The sequence below is a fragment of the Parashewanella sp. 2304DJ23-3 genome (genome assembly GCF_056591695.1).
Genome location: NZ_JBWQOH010000001.1, coordinates 533,029 through 553,565, shown reverse-complemented (window position 1 = coordinate 553,565; position 20,537 = coordinate 533,029). Strand labels below are relative to the sequence as shown.

Below are 20,537 nucleotides of genomic sequence, written 5' to 3'. Positions count from 1 at the left end.
ATAATGAGAAAAGAGTTTTTGGAAAACCGACCACTTTATAACACAAGAAAAGGTTGTTTAAACAACAGCAAATGATGATTTGTCAGCGTATTTTCAATATAATACCGCCCAAATAATATCCCATAACTACCCTACAAACTATAAGGTGAACAGACGTGATGGAGATCATCCGCGGAGCCCCTGCACTCTCAGAGTTTAATGTGCAGAAACTGCTGCAAGCATGTAACAGTCAGGCACTTCCAGTTAAGAGTATTTACGCCGAGTTTATTCATTTAGCTGATTTATCCCAAGCCTTGGACGATAACGAGCGACAACAATTAAAAAAACTGCTCACTTATGGTCCTAAAATCGAAACTCAACTTCCTCAAGGCTCTCTCTACTTCATCACTCCACGCCCCGGCACTATTTCTCCTTGGTCTTCTAAAGCTACTGATATCGCCCATAACTGTGACCTTGGGAAAGTAAACCGTTTAGAGCGTGGTGTAGCGTATTACGTTGACGCTGATGCGATAACTGAAGAACAAGAAAAGTCATTAATTGCGTTGATTCATGACCGTATGGTTGAAGCAGTATTCAGTGATTTAGAATCTGCGACAATTTTGTTTGAGCAAACTGAACCAAAGCCGTTTACCAGCGTAAACGTACTGGATGAAGGCCGTGATGCCTTAGCGAAAGCCAATGTGGAAATGGGCTTAGCCTTAGCAGAAGACGAGATTGATTACTTAGTTGAGAATTTCACTCAGCTAGGTCGTAACCCGAATGACATCGAATTGATGATGTTTGCTCAAGCGAACTCAGAGCATTGTCGTCATAAAATTTTTAATGCAGATTGGACAATTGATGGCGAAGTACAGCCAAAATCATTGTTTAAGATGATCAAAAATACTTTCGAGACGACGCCAGATGGCGTGTTATCAGCATACAAAGATAACGCTGCGGTAATGGAAGGCAGTGTAGCGGGTCGTTTCTTCCCAGATCCTGATGGCACTTACAACTACCACACAGAACCGATGCACATTCTGATGAAGGTAGAAACGCATAACCATCCAACTGCAATCAGCCCATATCCTGGTGCAGCGACGGGTTCAGGTGGTGAAATTCGTGACGAAGGTGCAACAGGTCGTGGCTCAAAACCGAAAGCAGGTTTAACGGGCTTTAGCGTATCTAACCTAAATATTCCGGGTTTTGAACAACCTTGGGAAGGCGATTACGGCAAACCAAGTCGCATTGTTAGCGCTCTGGATATCATGACCGAAGGTCCATTAGGCGGCGCTGCATTCAATAACGAATTTGGTCGTCCAGCGCTTTTGGGTTACTTCCGAACGTATGAACAACAAGTGACCAGCCACAACGGCAATGAAGTTCGTGGTTATCACAAACCAATCATGTTGGCAGGTGGCCTTGGTAACATTCGTGAAGATCACGTTCAAAAAGGTGAAATCACCGAAGGTGCGAAACTTATCGTACTGGGTGGCCCTGCAATGAACATTGGTCTTGGCGGTGGTGCTGCATCGTCAATGGCGTCAGGTCAATCAAGCGAAGATTTAGACTTTGCTTCAGTGCAACGTGAAAACCCAGAAATGGAACGTCGTTGTCAGGAAGTAATTGACCGTTGTTGGCAGTTGGGTGACGACAACCCAATTCAGTTTATCCATGACGTAGGTGCTGGTGGTCTTTCAAACGCACTGCCTGAGCTTGTAAGCGATGGTGGTCGTGGTGGTCGATTCAACTTACGTGATGTGTTGTCAGACGAACGTGGCATGAGTCCGTTAGAGATCTGGTGTAACGAGTCGCAAGAGCGCTATGTCATGTCGGTTGCGCCTGAAAACTTAGACGTATTCACAAAAATTTGTGAGCGTGAACGTGCACCGTTTGCGGTTGTAGGTGAAGCTACTATCAAAGAAGATTTGATTCTGGACGATCCGCATTTCGACAATCAGCCGATTGATTTACCGTTAGAGGTTTTATTAGGTAAAGCGCCAAAAATGAGCCGTGATGTAGTATCAAAACAAGCTCAAGGTACGCCAGTTGCGCAAGCAAATATTGAAATCAACGATGCCGTTAAGCGGGTTTTAACATTACCAACAGTGGCTGATAAAACCTTCCTAGTCACCATTGGTGATAGAACCGTAACAGGTTTGGTGAATCGTGACCAAATGGTTGGCCCTTGGCAAGTACCAGTGGCAGATTGCGCCGTTACCGCATCAAGCTTTGACAGCTACACTGGTGAAGCTATGTCTATGGGGGAACGTACTCCACTAGCATTGCTAGATTTCGGTGCATCGGCGCGTATGGCCGTCGCTGAATCTATCATGAACATAGCGGGTACGGATATTGGTTCGTTCAAGCGCATTAAGCTTTCTGCAAACTGGATGTCGGCTGCAGGTCACCCGGGCGAAGACGCTGGTCTTTACGAAGCAGTAAAAGCCGTGGGTGAAGAGTTGTGCCCTGAGTTGGATTTAACCATTCCTGTAGGTAAAGATTCTATGTCGATGAAAACGGCGTGGAATGAAAACGGTGAAGATAAAGCCGTTACTTCACCTATGTCACTGGTGATTACGGCATTTGGTGCCGTAACAGACATTCGTAAAACGATAACGCCTGAGCTTCGAAGTGATAAAGGCGATACGCGTTTATTAGCGTTGGATTTAAGCCAAGGTCAAAACCGCTTAGGTGGTTCATGTTTGGCTCAGGTTTATAACGAGTTAGGTGATAACGCACCTGATTTAGATAACCCAGCGGTAATGCGTCACTTCTTTGAAACTACGCAACAGCTGGTGGCTGGTAAAAATATCATTGCTTACCACGACCGTAGTGACGGTGGTCTGTTCACCACATTAGTGGAGATGGCGTTTGCTGGTAACACGGGTTTAAATATTGATTTAGCATCACTAAAAGGCACTCACTTAGAGCGTTTATTTAATGAAGAACTTGGCGCCGTTATTCAAGTGAAAGCGGATGATGTGGCAACAATTCAAGCTCAGTATCAAGCGGGTGGTGTGGATTGTCACGTAGTGGGTCATTTGACTTCTGGCGATAACATTCGTATTACCGATGCAGCAGAAGTGGTATTTGAAGACAGCCGTATTGCACTGCGCAAGTTATGGTCTGAGACAACATACCGCATGCAAGCGATGCGTGATAACCCTGAGTGTGCTAAGCAAGAGTTCGATCTAAAGCTTAAAGCGGACGAGCCAGGACTCACGGTTGATTTAAGCTTTGATCCACAACAAGACGTTGCAGCGCCGTTTATCTTAAAAGGTGCTTCACCTAAGATGGCGATTTTACGTGAGCAGGGCGTTAACTCACACGTAGAAATGGCGGCATCATTTAATCGTGCAGGGTTTGAAAGTGTTGACGTTCACATGTCGGATATTCTTTCTGGTCGCATCAGCCTAGAAGCGTTCCAAGGCCTTGTAGCTTGTGGTGGTTTCTCGTACGGTGACGTTTTAGGGGCTGGTGAAGGCTGGGCAAAATCTATTCTGTTCAATCAACGCGCACGTGACGAATTTAGTGCTTTCTTTGCTCGTGATAACAGTTTCTCACTGGGTGTGTGTAACGGTTGTCAGATGTTGTCGAACCTGAAAGAAATCATTCCGGGTAGTGAGCATTGGCCACACTTTGTACGCAACAAATCTGAGCGTTTTGAAGCGCGTTTCAGTTTAGTTGAGGTACAAGAAAACCCATCTATCTTCTTTGAAGGTATGAAAGGGTCAAGAATGCCAATTGCGGTTTCTCATGGTGAAGGTCATGCCGAGTTTGCTAACACAGATGCTTTAGCACATGCAGAATCTACCGGTACTATTGCACTGCGCTATGTAAATGGTCACGGTGAAATTGCGACTCAGTATCCGCAAAACCCGAATGGCTCGCCAAATGGTATTACTGGTTTAACAACCACTGATGGTCGAGTAACCATTATGATGCCGCACCCTGAGCGTGTATTCAGAACCGTAGCAAATTCATGGCACCCAGATGAGTGGGGCGAAGATAGTCCATGGATGCGCATGTTCCGTAATGCGAGAGTTAAGTTAGGGTAACTTGATTTTTGATTGAAAAGGTCAGGTGAAAGTCTGACCTTTTTTATACTTTAAAATAAGCGATTTTCTAACAGACTAAACTTAGAATTATCAAAGTAGTTTGTTTTGGTGAGACTCTTTCCACCTTGCTCCATCAGTAAAGCCCGACATAGTTTTTATTTGGTTTAATGTGTATTCAGATAACTTTTCATCTGACAACTCTAAATCTACCTCAAACCTACATGGCTGATTCACATACCAAGGCGTTTCAGTGAAAATTTCAAAGCGGTTATTTTCAGGATCTCTGAAGTAAATTGACCAAGTACTACCATGAGATACTGTTTGAATCTTGTTACCCAATAATGGTTTAAGTGAAATATAAAATGCTCTTAAGTCAGAAAGTGAGGTAACTCTGAATGAAATATGATCAACAGGACTATGCACTTCCTTTTCATCAGGGGATGGACTTAAAACAATTTGATGGTGTTCATTTGGATTCCGACTAAGAAACACCATTCCACCTTGTTTTGGGCTTCTATCTGTAACAACAAAGCCTAATTTATTTGTATAAAAGCTTTCCATGCTCTTTATATCTTTAACGTAGAGTTCAACATGGCTTAACGATAAATTTGGAGAAGTATTGTTATTTGATACATCCATTTTTCGATTTATTTCCTTGTGTTTTTATCAAGTATTTTTAAAAAGTCTCAATATATCATGAAGTAATTTTTTTGATGGGGAATTTCATTTTCAAAGAGCAAAGTCGTGGGCTTTCTGCCCACACCCGACCAAGAAAGGATTCTCCAGCAAATCCTCTCTTGGATCTCACCGTGCCGCCCTAACGAAGCTGAGCGTTTCAGATATTGTTGAATAAATTCCTAACAGCTCTGATGGTACATCCATGTACCTCAGAGCTTGGCTCGACATCCATGTCTCGCCCATGTCATTTCATATTCAACAATATCTTCAACAGCTTCGACGGGTACCATCAGCCATTTAACTTCTTTGAAGAAAATTACAGTTTAGGCAACCACAATATTAATTTTTCAAAACCTTTAAAGGCTACGGTGATTCCCCATGGCAAAGTTGTTATGAGTTGTCAGTGAAAATATCGTAAGCGCAGCAGGGAAGCTGCGCTAGTTTCCGAGGTACATGGATGTACCATCGGAAACGTTAGAATATTTTTGCTGTAAGACGAATAACGCCTAACTTTGCTGGGCGGCATGGGGAGATGGAAGAGGGGAGTTTGCTGGTGAACTCCCTTCTTCCTCGGGTGTGGGCAGAAAGCCTACGACGTTAAAAACTTCGTAGAAGTTTTGAGTATTAATCACGCTAACCAATAGAATAAATAAAAGAGTAACAGTGGAATACAAGAGCACATACAAAAGCTCACCACTTTTGTGTGTTTTGTTTTATCAGAAAAAACAAAACACATTTTCTTAAAATTTCCTCCTGAAACTTCCTGAATAATTTGATACTTTCGAAAAACTATAAAAACAGGAAGTCAAACAATGAAACTCACCTCTTGCATGGCCAGCGTATTATTAGCGTTGGGAGTAACCAGCTCTTTTAATGTGATGGCGAATGACCATCATGGCTATTATAGATCGCCGACATTACACAATAATCAACTTATCTTTACCGCAGAGGGAGATTTATGGACGCAAAACCTGTCTCAGCACACTGCAAGCCGTTTAACCAGTATTCCTTCACAAGAAATTGATGCGTCAATATCAAAAGATGGTCAGTGGGTCGCTTATCTTGCTGATTATGATGGTACACAAGAAGTCTATGTAATGCCGACAAAAGGTGGTATTGCCAAGCGAGTCACATTTGAAAACAGCCGAGTACGTCTGCAAGGTTGGACTGAGCAAGGGCAAGTTTTATATTCAACGGATAATGCTCATGGTCCTGCAAATTTTTGGGTATTACGCCTAGTTAACCCTGATTCTTTAGTGACCAAAGATCTACCGTTAGCCGATGCCGTTGAAGGCAGTGTTGATGATAAAGACCAAAACGTCTATTTCACTCGATTTGGTTTACAAACGACAGGGGATAATGCTCGTGTTTATCGAGGCGGAGCCGTTGGTGAAATTTGGCGATATAAGATTGGCAGCAATAAAGAAGCGACAAAGCTAACTAAAGTGGAACAAGGCTCGGTGAGGCAGCCGATGTATTGGGATAACCGAGTGTATTTTATCAGTGATAAAGGTGGCACGGATAATTTATGGTCGATGTCGACAGAAGGACATGATTTATGGCAACACACTCACTACAAAGACTTTCCGATCAGAGCTGCAAGTTTAGATAAAGGCAAAGTAGTATATCAACATGGTGCTGATATCGTTTTGTTTGATATTGAGTCAAGTAAAGCCAAAACCTTAGACATTAATTTGATATCTGATTCACCTCATCAGCGTGAAAAGTGGGTGAAAAAACCGCTTAATTATATGACTTCCGCAAATGTTTCATCTGACGGTGATAAATTAGTGATTACGGCTCGTGGCCATATTGGTATTGCGACAACTGATCATCGAAGAACCATAAACGTGACGTCACCTGAGCATAGCCGTAGCCGAAATGGTGTATTGAGCGAAGATGGTAAGTGGGTTTATGCGATTTCTGATGCTTCAGGTGAACAAGAGATTTGGCGCTTTGCAGCAAATGGTAGCCGTAAAAGTAAGCAGATGACTTTTGATGGTCACACTCAACGCATGAGCCTAGTGCAATCTCACAATGGCCGTTACCTAGCGAATGATGATTATGATGGTAATCTGTGGTTGTTCGATACCAAAACGGGCAAAAATAAGAAAGTAATGACTCATGGGCAAGGCTTAGGTCCTTACGCCGATGTGCGATGGTCAGCAGATGATGAGTTTCTTGCGGTAACTAAAGCCGAGATAGGTAAGCTTCGTTCACAGGTAGTTTTATATTCATTAGCTGAAAATAAAGCCGTCACTCTTACCACTGATAAATATGAGTCGTTTTCTCCGAGCTTTAGTTCTGACGGAAAGTGGTTGTATTTCCTGTCAAATCGTTCATTTAAATTAGCGAATGGCTCCCCATGGGGGGACAGGAATTTAGGTGCTGAATTTAATGATCGTGCCTTCATTTATGCTATTGCCTTAGATAAAAGCGCAACGTTTCCGTTTGCAGAGAAAACAGAATTAACTCAAAAGCCTAATAAATCTGATGATGCCTCAACGAAAGTCGATTGGATTGGCCTCAATGCACGCTTATGGCAAGTACCTGTAAAGGCGGGCGACTTTGTTGACTTGAATGTTACTGATAAAGGGCTTTACTTCAAACAAGACAAAGATCTTAAGTTTGTTTCATTCGGTGATGCTAAGCCAAAAGTTGACACTGTAGCTAAAGGCATTCGTGGCTATGATGTTTCGTCTGATCGTAAAAAGCTGATTGTACAGAATGCGAATAAATCTTTAGTGATAGTAGATACTGTTACAAAAATGCCTAAAGATGCCAGCAAGAATACTGTGCAGATTAAAGATTGGACTTTTGCTATCGATCCTAAAGATGAATGGCAACAGATCTTTAACGATGCGTGGTTGATGCATCGTGATCAATTTTTTGATAAAAACATGCGTGGTGTTGATTGGAAGAAAGCCAAAGCTAAATATCAAAAATTGGTCGATAGAGTGACAGATCGCAGTGAACTTAATGATGTCTTCAAGCAAATGATGGCCGAGCTTGATTCATTACACTCACAAGTTCGTGGTGGAGATATCGCTAAAAACTCTGAGAAATCTCAAGCAGCCAACTTAGGTGCTTGGTTAAAGCAAACTCAGCACGGTGTTGTTATTGCTGATATTTACAAAAATGATCCTGAATTGCCAGATATGGCATCACCATTGAAGCGTCAAGGTGTGAATGCAGAAGAAGGCGATGTCATTGTTGCCATCAATCAAAACCCTGTGGGTAATGTTGCTGACGTAAATCAATTGCTGCGTAATCAAAAAGGTAAGCAAGTATTGTTAACCTTAAAACGTGGTGAGAAAGAGTTGTTTACCGTTGTTAAACCGGTGAGCGCTGGTGTGAACTCAAAGATGCGTTATCAAGACTGGGTTGAGACTAATGAGACCAAAGTAGAAAAGGCCACAGACAATAAAGTTGGTTATCTACATCTTTATGCGATGGGCGGTAACGACATGGCAAACTTTGCCAGAGAGTTTTATGCAAACTATGACAAAGATGGTTTGATCATTGATGTACGCCGTAATCGTGGTGGCAACATTGATAGCTGGGTTATAGAAAAACTACTGCGTAAAGCGTGGGCATTTTGGAAACCCACGCATGGTGATGCCAGTACTAATATGCAACAAACCTTTAGAGGTAAGCTGGTAGTACTGGCTGATCAACTTACCTATTCGGATGGTGAAACTTTCACCTCAGGGGTTAAAGCATTAAAGTTAGCGCCAGTGATAGGTAATCAAACCGCAGGTGCAGGAGTTTGGCTATCTGGACGTAACCGTCTTTCTGATAATGGTATGGCACGAGTTGCTGAGTATCCACAATATGCAATGGATGGCCGCTGGATTGTTGAGGGCCATGGTGTTGAACCGGATATCAAAGTTGATAACCTTCCGGTAGCAACATTTAAAGGTGACGATGCGCAGTTAAACAAAGCGATTGATTACTTAAAGAAAGCTATGGCGAAAGAGCCAAGAGCTGAACTAAATGCCATGCCCTTGCCTGGAACAGGAAAGGCCGATGATATTTTAGATAAGTAATGAAGACTCATTAACCCGATATTAAAGAAGGCCAAAGTGATACTTTGGCCTTTTTCATAAAAGAAGTTGCAATACTGATTGAAACTTAACGATTAATCGTGACTTTTGAGGTAATACTGTTTGCGATGAAACAGTTAGCGTGAGCTTTGTCATGAATTTTTTGAATGGTTTCTTCGTCTACTTCAACACCTTCTATAAATTTTATTTTGGGAGAAAGTGTCATTTCAGTGACTGCCAGCTTCCCTGAGTCTAATTTACTTAACGTTGCGCTGGCATTGTCTTCGTAGCTTTCGACGGGTAAGCGTTTTAAATGAGCAATAGCGAGAAATGTCAGCATATGACAGGAAGATAATGCTGCAAGTAAACTTTCTTCAGGATTCACAAACGTATCATTTCCCTTATATTCAGGAGCTGAAGAGGCATTAACTTTTTGACCACTCCCATAAGTTATTGTGTGATCACGACTGAACTCACCATCCTCTTTAATTTGTTTATTCCATTGAATATAAGTATGAAAACTCATTGTTATTACCTTATTACTTGCAAAATTGGTTCACTTAACGGTATAACATTATGGACGGAAAAATAAGGATATTTATGAAGTTTATAGAATATTTTGTTTTATCTCTTCTTTGGTGTGGCGTAGCTATATCTCCAACGTTACTCGGCGGTATTATAGGTGCTGTGATAGGTGATAGTAATGGCCTATTGATTGAAACAATGTCTATAGGCGCTGCTTTAGGATTAGGCTTCGGTATCAAGTGGGCTGAGAAAATCCGAACAAAGATAGGGTTAAGCGTATTTTTAGGAAGACTTTTAGGAGCGAAAGATTAACTAGTGATCAAGATCACTTCTTAAATTATGCGGGAGTGATATAAAAACCGTTCATGCCGTTAAAATGCCTTTTGACATTAACCAATAATTTTTTTGTCATGAGTTATTTTATTGAAAGTGCAAACTTTCTCATTTGGCTACATCAATGAGTTACAGCATAAGGAAAATATATGAAAATAAATTTATCTGGTCATCACGTTGATGTCACTGACAACGTAAGACAATTCATAGACGAAAAATTTGCCAAAATAGCCAATCATTTTCCATCACTCATTTCACTCGACGTTACCATTGCTAAAGAGCATCATAAGTTTGAAGTAGAAATAAGAACGAATTACGAAGGAGCTGCTATCTCAGCTTCGGGTTCAAACGAAGTTATGTTTCCTGCAATTACAGAAGCCGGAAAGCGTCTTGATGCTGCGTTAAAACATAGAAAAGGTCATTTGAAAGCAGATAGACACGAAAAGCCAAAATGCACAAGTCCAGAAATTGCTTATGAAACTATCCAAGAGATGGAACTCACCTGATCATTAAGCGAGTTGGCCGCCGATTTAAGCTTCGGCGGCACTATGGTTATGTTCTTCATCAAGTAAACTGACTTTTCTAGGTCTCATTATCAGCTTATAAACTGCTGGCACCCACAGTAACGAAATCAATGTTGTTAAAAGAGTACCGCCTGCAATAGCCGTTGCAAATGGAGGCCAAAATCCACCTCCTGCGAGAATTAACGGTAAAAAACCACCGATTGTAGTGATGGTTGTGGAGCTAATATGGCGAGTGCAGCTGCTTACGTCTCTTATGATGGCTTTATCATTTCCTTCTCTTGGAAGTTCAGATGATTCCAGCTCTGCGATAATAACAATGGCTGCATTAATGGCTAATCCCATTAAGCCCAATAATCCAATAATGACATTAAAGCCAAAGGCAAAATCAAAAATGTAAATGGCCAATAAACCTAGTCCCGCCGATTGAATTGCGCTTAATAAAATAATTGCCGTTAACCTAAATGAATTAAAAGATAAAACAACAACAGTAATCAGTAATGCCATGACGAGCGCAACGCTTGAAAGCAATTTACCTACAGCTTCGTTTCGTTTTGCACTTTCACCGCCAACCTCAATATTATAGCCAGCAGGCAATGAAATTGAATTGATGTCCTCCATGACTTCAGTTAACACTTTTGCGGGTAAGACACCAGAATGAACATAGGCTTCAATGGTATTCACTCTTTGTCCGTTTCGTCTAGTTATGGCTCCTCGACTCACTTTGAATTCTTGGGTACTGATTGCCGAAAGCGGAATGCGAGCACCATCTGATGAAATGATTTGGATGTCATTCAGCTTATCGGGAGATTGATGGAATTCATCAGTAAGTCGGACTCGAACAGGCAGTGATTCGGTTTGTTCTAGTACACTCCCACTTAAAATACCCGTCGTCGACATTTCAATTTGTCTGGCTATATCTGTGAGGCTTAGTCCTATTTTGCTAACGATATTCTCGTTAGCATTCACCCAAACTTTTGGAGCCCCAGAAAATAGTGTTGTTCTCGAGTGAGTGACTAAATCAGACTGGTTCAACCGTTGCCTGATTTTGTCACCAATCAGGTGCAGCTTCTCTAAATCTGAACCATAAACTCTGAATTCAACTGGGGCGTTAAATGGAGGCCCTTGTTCTAATTTTCTGACAAGTACTTGAGCTTCTGTAAACTTATTATCTAATTGTTTTTGTAATTGCGGAATGAGTGCATTTGCTACATCAAAGTGGGATGTTTTAACCATTGCTTGTGCATAATTTGCAGCACCTTGTTGACGTTGTGTCATGTTGTAATAAAACGAGGGTGTATTGTCACCGACCATCCAATCAACTTTTTTCACTCCTTGAGTTTCACCAAGGAAGCGATGCATTGCTTTTACTGTAGAGAGCGTATTATCGAGACTGGATTGTGGAGATAAAAATACTTCGATATGAAACATATCCCTGTCTGATGGTGGGAAAAACTGTTCAGTCAGTTTAGACGCTGCAACAAACCCTAAAATGGGCAGTGCACCAATAATAACTGTTGAAGCAAGTGGTCTTGTTAATACCAGCGAAAGCAAGCGAGAAAACTTGTCAGACAACCACGGTGTTGAAATACCTTGGCTGCTCCACGATTTTTTATCTTTACCGCCACTGAATCGACCTGCGAATCCGGCAATCAATGTATGTGAAATAATGTACGAGCCAATTAAGGCAAAAATGACGGAGATTGCAATGCCACCTACGAACTCACCAGCAGGGCCGGGCATTAATACAATAGGGGTGAAGGCTAAAATAGTCGTGATGGTTGAGCCAGCTAATGGTAGCCAGAGGTGCTTAAGGCTCTCTGTTACCGCTTGTAATCGACCTTGTCCTTGCTGTCTTTTCTGGCTGATTGCATCGACGATGACAATGGCGTTATCGACCATGATTCCGAGAGCGACAACTAACCCTGTAACAGACATTTGATGAATAGGTAAATTCACTAACTTCATACAAGCTAGTGTAAATAGAGCCGTTAATGGAAGTGCTGCGGCTACGATTATTGCGTTTCGCTTGCCAAGTGTGATCATGAGTACGATTAGAATCAGTACAAAACCTTGTAATAGGTTGATTGCCAGTTCACCTAATCGGATTTCAGTATAACTTTGCTGCTCAAATAGCCAGTCGATTTTGACATTAGAAGGTAACTCTTTACTTAGGTTGTCAACGGCCACTTTTACTTTCTGCTGCCACTTATCGATGCGAACATTATCTAGCATTGTGACTGCAACCATAATACCTTGCTGACCATTAATCAGCGCAATACTTTGCTCTGGCTTTTTTACCTGTTTTTTAATGTCGGCAATATCTTGTAACTTGATGATGGGTTTGTCGGCACCAATGTTTATAGGCAGTTGTTTGATGCGTTTTAAAGAGTCCAACTCACCACTTACTTCTATCGTTGCCTTAAGTGTTTGGTTATTGATCTCACCTGCGGAGACTTTACTGTCAGCGGCTTGAATTTGCTGAGCAATATTCGAAGGCGTCACTTTTAAAGCGGCTAAATTATTTTTATCAAGCGTGACTAACACTTCTTCTTGAGGCTCGCCATAGAGTTTCACAAAGTCAGTGCCTGTAATAAGCCTAATTCGACTTTGTAGCTCTTTAGCGTAGCGATTCATGAAGTCGATTCTTGGTTCAGTGTCGCTATTCCAAGTGACCCCTAAAACGACCGTACTCGCAAAACCAACCTGATCGTCAAGGGTAGGGCGACTGGTATTCTGAGGAAGTAACGGTGTGCTGTCTGCAACTAAATCTCTTGCTCTGGACCAAACCGGATCCGTTTTCATGACGTTGTCTTTGAGTTCAAGTTGGATAACTGAAATGCCAGGACGTGATGTCGAAGAGATCCTTTTTAATTCTTCAAGCCTTCTAAGTTGGTTTTCGAGTACGTCAGAAACTAAAGCCTCAACTCGTTCAGCTGATGCTCCCGGATAATGTGTTACCACGCTCGCAAAGCGGTTGGTCACGGTTGGGTCTTCCGCGCGAGGTAAGTTACTTAGCGCCCCTAATCCAGCAACTAAAATAAGTGCGATGATGAGTGCACTTAAGCGAGCATTTTCAATAAACGCGCGAATCATTTTGCCTCCGTTATATGAGAGGCAGTAACGTATTGCTCTGGAGCGACTTTGTGCGTGCCTTTAGACATCAGTAGCTCTTTGTTTTTAAAAGCACCAGTAACAAAAGATCGGTTTTCAGACGTATGAATCACTTCTACATTACGCTTAGTGACTTGTAGTTGGCCGCTTGCATCGGGCTGAAGAACAAAAATATTCCATAGCCCCCTCATTCCATCTATCAATGCTGAGTTAGGCACCCATGCACCTTCCGATACCACAGTTTGATGGACAGTTAAAATAGCAATTGAATTTGGCTTATGATTGTTGATTGGTGGTAGCTGAAATCTAAGTTGGTGGGTTTGCGTTTGTTGGTTGAGCTGTTTGGTGATAGAGATTAGCTTTCCTTTATGCTCAGTACCTTGTATTTCGATAGAGTACGACTTACCAATATTGAATATGGATAAGTGTTGAGAAGGTACATCAATAATTGCTTGATGTTGTTCTGATTGGTTTAGCTGAAAAACAGGATGACCTGCTGATATATTATCACCTATTGATTGATATCTCTTTGTAACTTGGCCGTTAAAAGGGGCAATTATGTTTGATTTATCAATTTGTATATCTAAGGATAGTTGTTTTGCGGACAACTCATTTAGTTGAGCTTTTAACTGGGATACTTGCGTTTGCTGTTCATCAATGATTTGTGCGGAAACAAATGATGATTCGCTCATTGTTTCACTTCGTCGTAAAGTACGTATCGCTAAATTCAACTGCTGCTGTACTCGGTTCATTGCAGCGCCAACCTGAGACTTTTGATTCTGTAACAAGGCAGTGTCTAGTGTGGCTAATTTTTGATCTTTTAAAACGTTGTCACCTAAGTCGGCATAAAGATAAGTAATCTTGCCTGCCAATTCAAATCCGAGTCTTGAATTATTGAGGGATTCTGATGAACCTATAAATGTACGCTGCACAAAATAGTTAGGTTGAACTTTAATTTCTATTGCTTCTACTGAAGGCGTTTTTGATGTTTTACTCTCAACGTTAGGCTTTGAGCAGGCAGAAATCATGACTAATATAATGTAGCTGGCAATAATTTTTCTTATGAAAGTAGTTATGTCGTCCATGAAGTTATCCTAAGCTTTAGTTGGTATATTCCACATCAAACTAGACTGTCTAGTCTAGAATTGTAGTTTAGAGGCTTAAAACTAGACTGTCCAGTCTATTCTGTGCTTTAATTCAACAGAAATGTTTTACAAGAAAATGAACATGAGTGAAAAAGTTGTACTTTCTAAGAGTGAACAAAAGCGTTTAAATATCTTAACCGCAGCGATCCAATTATTTTGTGAGCACGGTTTTCCGCATACCAGTATGGATGAAGTCGCAAAAATTGCTGGAGTGTCAAAGCAAACGGTCTACTCCCACTTTGGTTCTAAAGATGATTTATTCGTTGCAGCAATTGAATCTCGTTGCTTAGCGCATCAGTTATCTGGCCGTTTGTTGAATGATCCAGAAGATGCAGAGCGATGTATTACTGAGTTTGCGCATAAATTTGGTGAGATGATAGTAAGCCACGAAGCTATTACGGCATATAAGGCTTGTATTGCAAATTCAGATAGTCATCCTGAATTATCCAGAATGTTTTATGACGCAGGACCAACGCACATCTTTAATATGCTTGAAGAGTATTTCATTAAAGTCGAGCAAATTGGTTTATATCATTTCGGAAATTGCAGAGATAGCGCAATTAGACTGTGTTCGATGTTGTTTGGTGAGTTGAAAGTGAGATTAGAACTTGGTTTAGAGACTGGAAACCTTGTAGAAATGCGGTCAGAGTTTATTGCTGAATCAGCAAGATTGTTTTTAAAGGCACATAAAGTGTAGTTAAAATACAAGGCACGCTAATGGGTGCCTTGTATTAAACGATTTATTCACTGAGCAAGCATATCTTTTTTTAAGCTTCTTTGTGCTGGCTTGTCGCCGAGCCAAATGGCAATTAACGCTTTTCGAAACGTTTCGTTTTTAATGTCAGTTAACTTATTCATGTTTTTATATGCAGTAACCCCCACCCCTTTATGAAACACGAAAGTAAATTGATCACCTTCTTTGATGCCTGTATCAAATAGAGACATAAATTCATCAATCTGGGGCTGTATCGGCTTTACATTGTCATGGGTCGAATGCTCAAAGCCCTCGACGATAGCTTCCTGCATTTTGTCTTTTGTGATCAAGCCTGAGATGATATTTAAACGAATAGCTGCAAACTTTTCGTTCATGGCTTTATTTGCATCTTTCGTTTTGTTTGAAAGGTATAAGCTGCCTACGTAAAGATCGAAAAAGAACTTACTTCTTACGCCACTACCGTTAAGTAACATTGGCTTACTTTCGATATTCAGGTTGTCGGCTACAGAAACACCAGATACTTTCATATCTTTTGCAATAGCTTGACTGCCAAAAAGTACTATTGTGATTAATAGCAATTTTGATAGAAGTTTCATAACTACCTCATAAATTGATTAAAACTAAAATAACTTCCATGAGTTTAGTCTAACTTCTGATCCCTAGTTGAAATTCGCCATTTTGTTGGAACCAAATGGCTTGTTTTTCAGTTGAAGAAATAAGAAATGGGCCATCATCAAAGAAAAGGAAACACTTCCAATTTCGTTTGAAGACTTCCCATGTAGTTTCTATAACTTGATACTTTTCATAACAAAAAAAGACTTGGGTGTCATCATTCCATTCGATTGATTCAGCTATTGGTTCAGGAAGTTGAGGTTCTTCGCTGTCCCATGCTGCTTGCCACAATCCTTCTTTTTTCCAGCTGTTACTTCTGGCTGCCCAATCACCTTTTGATATAAGATCGGGTCTAATGCTCTTATTACTGATGAGCTTGTTCCAAATTTGCATTGCGCTTTTTTCAGTCAAAGGCTTAATAGCGTCTTTGTCTTCATCACACACTGGAATTTCATTGTGATTAAAGATCCATTTACGACGATATTCATCTAAAGGAATATATGAAAGGTTCAAAAAAGTGTCTCGCAATACTATCGTTAATTGGCGCTAGTATACTGTTTATTGATATTTCTAACCAGTAGATGGTTTAGGAGGAGGTGTTACAATTTACACCAGACTTTGTGATATGAGTACCACCACCAGAGTCAATGGTAATAGATTGTGAGTGTTCATTATTTTTGTCACTCGGGCAATAAGAAAGTGTTGCAGAGAAAGTGTCTGTATTTTCTGCTCCATTAGCAAGAAAACTTACTCTTCCATCGGGCGTAAATTGAAGTTGATTGAAGCCGAACTTAATTAAATCGCTATCATTGAAGGCTTCTATATAGCGCAATTGTGCTAAATCTTGTCCACCTTGTGCAGGTCGAAAAACTTGGATTCCCGTTTTCCAATCATTTCCACATACATTGTTGGCTTGAGGACACAAATTGATAACTTGGTTATAGCTAATGGCTTGATTACGAGCATAAGCAATGATGGTCTGAACTTTCCTAATACTTTGGTCTGCTCGGGTGGTTTCGTATAAAGAGGTAAGAGAAGGTGCGCCAATAACTAAAAGAATCGAAGCAACTGCAATCGTTACCATTAACTCAACTAATGTAAATCCTTTCATACTCAACATAGACAAACTCCCTAATTACAAAGTCGAGTATATATAAATAATTAGTTTAAATCATCCTTTAGTATTAGTTGGTGCTTAAGTTAGTTTTGCGGGCATTCAGCTGAAGTTGCATCTTCCATCTTGATTCTTCCTGTTGGTGCCACAACCACTTTTTTCGGTGTAACACTGGTAGAGTTTTCCGGGCAATATACGACGGTAGCTTGATTGCCAAAAGCCATTCCATCTGCCTGAAATTGTATGGATGTTTGATTGGTGTTTATGGAGTCGTGCTCATTAAAGTTTTCAGTATGAGTAAGGTCCATATCGTCACCGTCGAATATATTATTACTATTTTGGTCAACAAAGACAGTGAGCCCTTTCGACCAATCATTCGTGCAGTTAGTTTCCTTTCTATGGCATACAGTGATATTTTGGCCTAAAGAAACAGCCTGACCTCTTGCATAAGCAATTGTTTGGTGAAGCTTCTTAGCACCCATGTCAGTTCGGACGCTCTGATATAAATTATTGAGGGAGGGCGCACCTATAACAAGCAGTATTGCAGCAACCGCAATTGTCACCATGAGCTCCAATAAGGTAAATCCTTTAACCTTAAACACGGTTTCATCCTTGAATCCTAATTATTCATTAAGTTTAGCTGATCTAAAAAATTGAGGGAATAATCCCTTTCTACTAGGAGTGATAGAATTTAATATCTCAGATTTCACTGTATGCAAATGAATTGCTAAAGGCTAAAATAAGGGCAGTTTAAATAATCTATGCTTACAACACTGAGACTTGGATGTTGTTGAAATAGTGTAAATAGTTGCATTGAGGAAAAACGATGAAGAAAATTGAAGCGATCATCAAACCATTTAAATTGGATGATGTTCGAGAGTCTTTGGCTGAGATAGGCATCAGCGGTATGACGGTAATGGAAGTAAAAGGCTTTGGTCGCCAAAAAGGGCATACGGAGCTTTATCGTGGTGCTGAATATATGGTTGATTTTCTTCCGAAAGTAAAATTAGAAATCGTTGTTCAAGATGAAATGTTAGAGCAAGCGTTAGAAGCAATAGTCGAAACGGCTAGAACCAACAAAATAGGCGATGGTAAAATATTCGTGACGGATATTGAAAGAGTCATTCGTATTCGAACTGGCGAAGAAAACGAAGATGCGGTTTAAGAATTTTTAGTGTTTTCTCATTAGCTTATAAAAACCATGGCCACCCATGGTTTTTTATTCTCTTTCATTTAAAAAGTCTACTTAATACTTCTTTCTCGCAATTGTTAACTATTATTAATGTAGTTTTTTAGTTGTTTAAGTCTTTATGCTTATGTTTTACGGCGCTTTATGCTAAATTGTATTGGTAATTTGGTCTGACCAATTTGGTTGGGTAAAAGTATTCCTATCGGTAACTTTTGAGGTTTCTATGACGGTAAAGAAAATTGTCATTGTAGGTGGTGGGGCAGGTGGTTTAGCTTTGGCATCAAGATTAGGACGTAAGCTTGGAAAAACGGATAAGTTTGATATTTGCTTGATTGATAAAAGCCCAGTACACCTATGGAAACCCAAATTACATGAAGTTGCAGTAGGTGCCATTGATCGATCTATCGATGGTCTACTGTATCGAGATCATGGCCTTAAAAATGGTTACCGCTTTATTCGTGGTGAGTTTACGGGTTGTGATGTTAATAATAAGACAATCGATTTAGCACCAGTTTACGCTGAAGATGGTGAGCTTCTCTTGTCATCGCGTAATATTGATTACGACATTATGGTGTTAGCGTTAGGTAGCGTTTCAAATACTTTTGGTACACCTGGTGCCAATGAGCACTGTATTTTTCTTGATAACCTTCCAAGTGCAGAATTTTTCCATCAAAAATTGTTGGATGCTTTATTGCAACTAAGTGAAAGTGAAGATAAGAAGCTGAGTATAGGGATCGTCGGCGCTGGAGCAACAGGTGTAGAGCTCGCTGCAGAATTATTCCACGTAATCGACTCAGTAAAAGACTTTGGTTATGACAACGTTTCTGATGGTCACTTAGATGTTCACTTAATCGAAGCTTCACCCAAAATATTACCTCAATTACCTGAACGTATCAGTGCTAGAGCCCAGTCTTTACTAGACAGAATAGGGGTTAAATTACATATTGGCGTACAAGTTCAAGAAGTGACTAAAGATGGTTTTATTACTCATGATGGAAACCTCATACCCGCCAATATCAAGGTATGGGCTGCCGGAGTAATGGGCCCTAAAATTTTTGCAAATTTGGCACAACTTCCTGTAACCAAGCGGAATCAAATAGAAGTTGACCGTTTTATGCAAGTAGATGGTGTTGAAGATGTTTATGTAATAGGCGATTGTGCGGCAATGGAGCTTCAGGATGGAAGAATGTCACCGCCGCGAGCTCAAGCGGCTGATCAAATGGCGCACCGTTTACATAAAAATTTAGTGAACAAATTTAAAGGCAAAGCAGAGAGTGAGTTCGTTTATAAAGATTATGGTTCATTAGTTTCTTTAAGCCGCTTCTCTGCAGTTGGCAACTTGATGGGCAGTCTGCGCTCTGGTGAATTCTTTGTTGAGGGGCACATTGCACGATTTATGTATATGTCACTTTATCAACGTCACTTATCCAGTTTGTACGGGTATTTTTCTGCTTTGATTTATCGTTTCGCACAAAAACTACTTCGCTGGCATCGACCTAAGCTTAAGCTACATTAACAACCACAAAGTAGTAGTAATCTACCTCAGCGGTAAGTTACTACTTAAAATTCTCTAGCATAAAATCAATGAAAGCTCTGACTTTTGCAGATACATTTTTACGGCTTGGGTAAATTAAACATAGTTCGATATTATCCTTTGGTAAATGACTGAATAGCTCCACTAAACGCCCCGTAGCGATGGCTTGCTCTGCAAGGGCTATTGGGAGTCGAGCGATACCTACGCCTTCAATGCAAAGTTGCATTGCCATATCTAAGTTATTCGCAGTAAATACACTATTAAGTTCAGCTTTGATTGTGTGTTTCATTTCGTCAGTATAACCCCATGAATTGGGCGTTTTGTGGTTACTATATGTAATAGCTTTGTGTTGGTTTAATTCGGAAGGGCATCTTGGTGAACCATATTCTTGTAAATATTTTGGCGCTGCAACAGTTACGGTATATGAACTACCAAATTTTCGACTGATTAAGCTTGAATCTTCTGTGGAATGAATTGCTCTAACTGCAATATCAATACCCTCTGCAATTAAGTCTACTTTTCTGTCATTCAGTTCTACATTTAGGGTGACTTTAGGATAAGCCTTCATAAAATTAGCAAAAATTGGGCTCAATTGAACAATACCAAACCCGACGGGACAACTAATTTTAATCTGGCCTTGTGGTTCTATTTGTTTTCCTTCCAATCCACACTGCGCAGTTTCGGCACTTTCGATAATCTGCTTGCAGGTTTGATAATAAAGCTCTCCTTCAGGCGTCAATTTTAACGTGCGAGTGGTCCTTTGCAGTAGCCTTACTCCCAGCCTGTGTTCAAGTCTATTAATTTCTTTACTGATATAAGAGGGCGAATGCCCGCAATTTTGAGCGGCTAATGTAAAGCTACCATTATCAACAACATTAGCAAAAGTTACCATCCCATCGAGTAAGTTTGATTTCATACTATTTAACTTTATTAAGTGTTATATGGAAATTATCTATGCACAAATGGCATAT

Annotated in this window: 16 protein-coding genes; 7 read left to right on the top strand and 9 right to left on the bottom strand. The window is 40.5% G+C overall.

From position 1 onward, the window contains the following. Window positions 1-158 precede the first annotated feature (158 nt). Window positions 159-4,040, top strand: a complete 3,882-nt coding sequence (gene purL / locus AC1EU2_RS02430; protein WP_480297063.1) for a phosphoribosylformylglycinamidine synthase — start codon at window positions 159-161, stop codon at window positions 4,038-4,040. Window positions 4,041-4,130: 90 nt separating this feature from the next. Here the strand turns inward: purL and AC1EU2_RS02425 are convergent, their stop codons facing one another. Further along, on the bottom strand, window positions 4,131-4,679 hold the full coding sequence (locus tag AC1EU2_RS02425; RefSeq protein WP_480296405.1) for a VOC family protein: 549 nt from the start codon (window positions 4,677-4,679) through the stop codon (window positions 4,131-4,133). An 851-nt stretch (window positions 4,680-5,530) separates the two neighbouring features. Between AC1EU2_RS02425 and AC1EU2_RS02420 the strand changes: the two genes are divergently transcribed. After that, entirely contained in the window at window positions 5,531-8,767 is a 3,237-nt protein-coding gene (locus tag AC1EU2_RS02420; RefSeq protein WP_480296404.1) for a S41 family peptidase, read from the top strand. An 85-nt stretch (window positions 8,768-8,852) separates the two neighbouring features. Here the strand turns inward: AC1EU2_RS02420 and AC1EU2_RS02415 are convergent, their stop codons facing one another. Continuing rightward, complete coding sequence (locus AC1EU2_RS02415) at window positions 8,853-9,290, bottom strand: OsmC family protein (protein ID WP_480296403.1); 438 nt, start codon at window positions 9,288-9,290, stop codon at window positions 8,853-8,855. 50 nt (window positions 9,291-9,340) lie between these two features. Here AC1EU2_RS02415 and AC1EU2_RS02410 point away from each other — a divergent pair, with 50 nt between their 5' ends. Together AC1EU2_RS02410 and hpf are read left to right on the top strand one after the other, a co-directional pair. Next, window positions 9,341-9,601 (top strand): hypothetical protein, encoded by a 261-nt coding sequence (locus AC1EU2_RS02410; protein WP_480296402.1) that lies wholly within the window; start codon window positions 9,341-9,343, stop codon window positions 9,599-9,601. 170 nt (window positions 9,602-9,771) lie between these two features. Beyond that, a complete protein-coding gene (gene hpf, locus AC1EU2_RS02405; protein ID WP_129948045.1) occupies window positions 9,772-10,128 on the top strand; it encodes a ribosome hibernation-promoting factor, HPF/YfiA family in 357 nt (118 codons plus the stop codon). Between the two features lie 24 nt (window positions 10,129-10,152). Here the strand turns inward: hpf and AC1EU2_RS02400 are convergent, their stop codons facing one another. Further along, a complete protein-coding gene (locus AC1EU2_RS02400; RefSeq protein WP_480296401.1) occupies window positions 10,153-13,239 on the bottom strand; it encodes an efflux RND transporter permease subunit in 3,087 nt (1,028 codons plus the stop codon). Further along, window positions 13,236-14,342, bottom strand: coding sequence for an efflux RND transporter periplasmic adaptor subunit (locus AC1EU2_RS02395; RefSeq protein WP_480296400.1), 1,107 nt, complete (start codon window positions 14,340-14,342; stop codon window positions 13,236-13,238). Before AC1EU2_RS02395 ends, AC1EU2_RS02400 begins: the two co-directional genes overlap by 4 nt. A 136-nt stretch (window positions 14,343-14,478) precedes the next feature. Here AC1EU2_RS02395 and AC1EU2_RS02390 point away from each other — a divergent pair, with 136 nt between their 5' ends. Continuing rightward, window positions 14,479-15,099 carry a TetR/AcrR family transcriptional regulator gene (locus AC1EU2_RS02390; protein WP_480296399.1) on the top strand — a complete coding sequence of 207 codons (621 nt, stop codon included), beginning with the start codon at window positions 14,479-14,481 and terminating at the stop codon, window positions 15,097-15,099. Between the two features lie 47 nt (window positions 15,100-15,146). On the opposite strand, the gene AC1EU2_RS02385 is transcribed toward AC1EU2_RS02390, so the two are convergent. The 4 genes from AC1EU2_RS02385 to AC1EU2_RS02370 form a co-directional block, all read right to left on the bottom strand. After that, the gene (locus AC1EU2_RS02385) at window positions 15,147-15,713 is read right to left on the bottom strand and encodes a chalcone isomerase family protein (RefSeq protein ID WP_480296398.1); all 567 of its coding nucleotides are present in this window, start codon (window positions 15,711-15,713) and stop codon (window positions 15,147-15,149) included. Between the two features lie 49 nt (window positions 15,714-15,762). Then, on the bottom strand, window positions 15,763-16,242 hold the full coding sequence (locus AC1EU2_RS02380; protein WP_480296397.1) for a DUF2947 domain-containing protein: 480 nt from the start codon (window positions 16,240-16,242) through the stop codon (window positions 15,763-15,765). A 73-nt stretch (window positions 16,243-16,315) separates the two neighbouring features. Then, the gene (locus tag AC1EU2_RS02375; RefSeq protein ID WP_480296396.1) at window positions 16,316-16,849 is read right to left on the bottom strand and encodes a GspH/FimT family pseudopilin; all 534 of its coding nucleotides are present in this window, start codon (window positions 16,847-16,849) and stop codon (window positions 16,316-16,318) included. Between the two features lie 80 nt (window positions 16,850-16,929). Then, window positions 16,930-17,445 (bottom strand): GspH/FimT family pseudopilin, encoded by a 516-nt coding sequence (locus AC1EU2_RS02370; RefSeq protein WP_480296395.1) that lies wholly within the window; start codon window positions 17,443-17,445, stop codon window positions 16,930-16,932. A gap of 224 nt (window positions 17,446-17,669) precedes the next feature. Here AC1EU2_RS02370 and AC1EU2_RS02365 point away from each other — a divergent pair, with 224 nt between their 5' ends. Further along, window positions 17,670-18,008, top strand: a complete 339-nt coding sequence (locus AC1EU2_RS02365) for a P-II family nitrogen regulator (RefSeq protein ID WP_129948053.1) — start codon at window positions 17,670-17,672, stop codon at window positions 18,006-18,008. Between the two features lie 247 nt (window positions 18,009-18,255). Beyond that, window positions 18,256-19,548 (top strand): NAD(P)/FAD-dependent oxidoreductase, encoded by a 1,293-nt coding sequence (locus AC1EU2_RS02360; protein WP_480296394.1) that lies wholly within the window; start codon window positions 18,256-18,258, stop codon window positions 19,546-19,548. Between the two features lie 40 nt (window positions 19,549-19,588). Here AC1EU2_RS02360 and AC1EU2_RS02355 read toward each other — a convergent pair whose 3' ends face one another. After that, window positions 19,589-20,482 carry a LysR family transcriptional regulator gene (locus AC1EU2_RS02355; protein WP_480296393.1) on the bottom strand — a complete coding sequence of 298 codons (894 nt, stop codon included), beginning with the start codon at window positions 20,480-20,482 and terminating at the stop codon, window positions 19,589-19,591. Between the last annotated feature and the right edge of the window lie 55 nt (window positions 20,483-20,537).

Coding starts and splice junctions, on each gene's coding strand:
- AC1EU2_RS02415 (WP_480296403.1), bottom strand. CDS start 9,290: ATGAGTTTTCATACTTATATTCAATGGAATAAACAAATTAAAGAGGAT.
- hpf (WP_129948045.1), top strand. CDS start 9,772: ATGAAAATAAATTTATCTGGTCATCACGTTGATGTCACTGACAACGTA.
- AC1EU2_RS02410 (WP_480296402.1), top strand. CDS start 9,341: ATGGACGGAAAAATAAGGATATTTATGAAGTTTATAGAATATTTTGTT.
- AC1EU2_RS02365 (WP_129948053.1), top strand. CDS start 17,670: ATGAAGAAAATTGAAGCGATCATCAAACCATTTAAATTGGATGATGTT.
- AC1EU2_RS02375 (WP_480296396.1), bottom strand. CDS start 16,849: ATGTTGAGTATGAAAGGATTTACATTAGTTGAGTTAATGGTAACGATT.
- AC1EU2_RS02395 (WP_480296400.1), bottom strand. CDS start 14,342: ATGGACGACATAACTACTTTCATAAGAAAAATTATTGCCAGCTACATT.
- AC1EU2_RS02390 (WP_480296399.1), top strand. CDS start 14,479: ATGAACATGAGTGAAAAAGTTGTACTTTCTAAGAGTGAACAAAAGCGT.
- AC1EU2_RS02420 (WP_480296404.1), top strand. CDS start 5,531: ATGAAACTCACCTCTTGCATGGCCAGCGTATTATTAGCGTTGGGAGTA.
- AC1EU2_RS02400 (WP_480296401.1), bottom strand. CDS start 13,239: ATGATTCGCGCGTTTATTGAAAATGCTCGCTTAAGTGCACTCATCATC.
- purL (WP_480297063.1), top strand. CDS start 159: ATGGAGATCATCCGCGGAGCCCCTGCACTCTCAGAGTTTAATGTGCAG.
- AC1EU2_RS02355 (WP_480296393.1), bottom strand. CDS start 20,482: ATGAAATCAAACTTACTCGATGGGATGGTAACTTTTGCTAATGTTGTT.
- AC1EU2_RS02385 (WP_480296398.1), bottom strand. CDS start 15,713: ATGAAACTTCTATCAAAATTGCTATTAATCACAATAGTACTTTTTGGC.
- AC1EU2_RS02425 (WP_480296405.1), bottom strand. CDS start 4,679: ATGGATGTATCAAATAACAATACTTCTCCAAATTTATCGTTAAGCCAT.
- AC1EU2_RS02360 (WP_480296394.1), top strand. CDS start 18,256: ATGACGGTAAAGAAAATTGTCATTGTAGGTGGTGGGGCAGGTGGTTTA.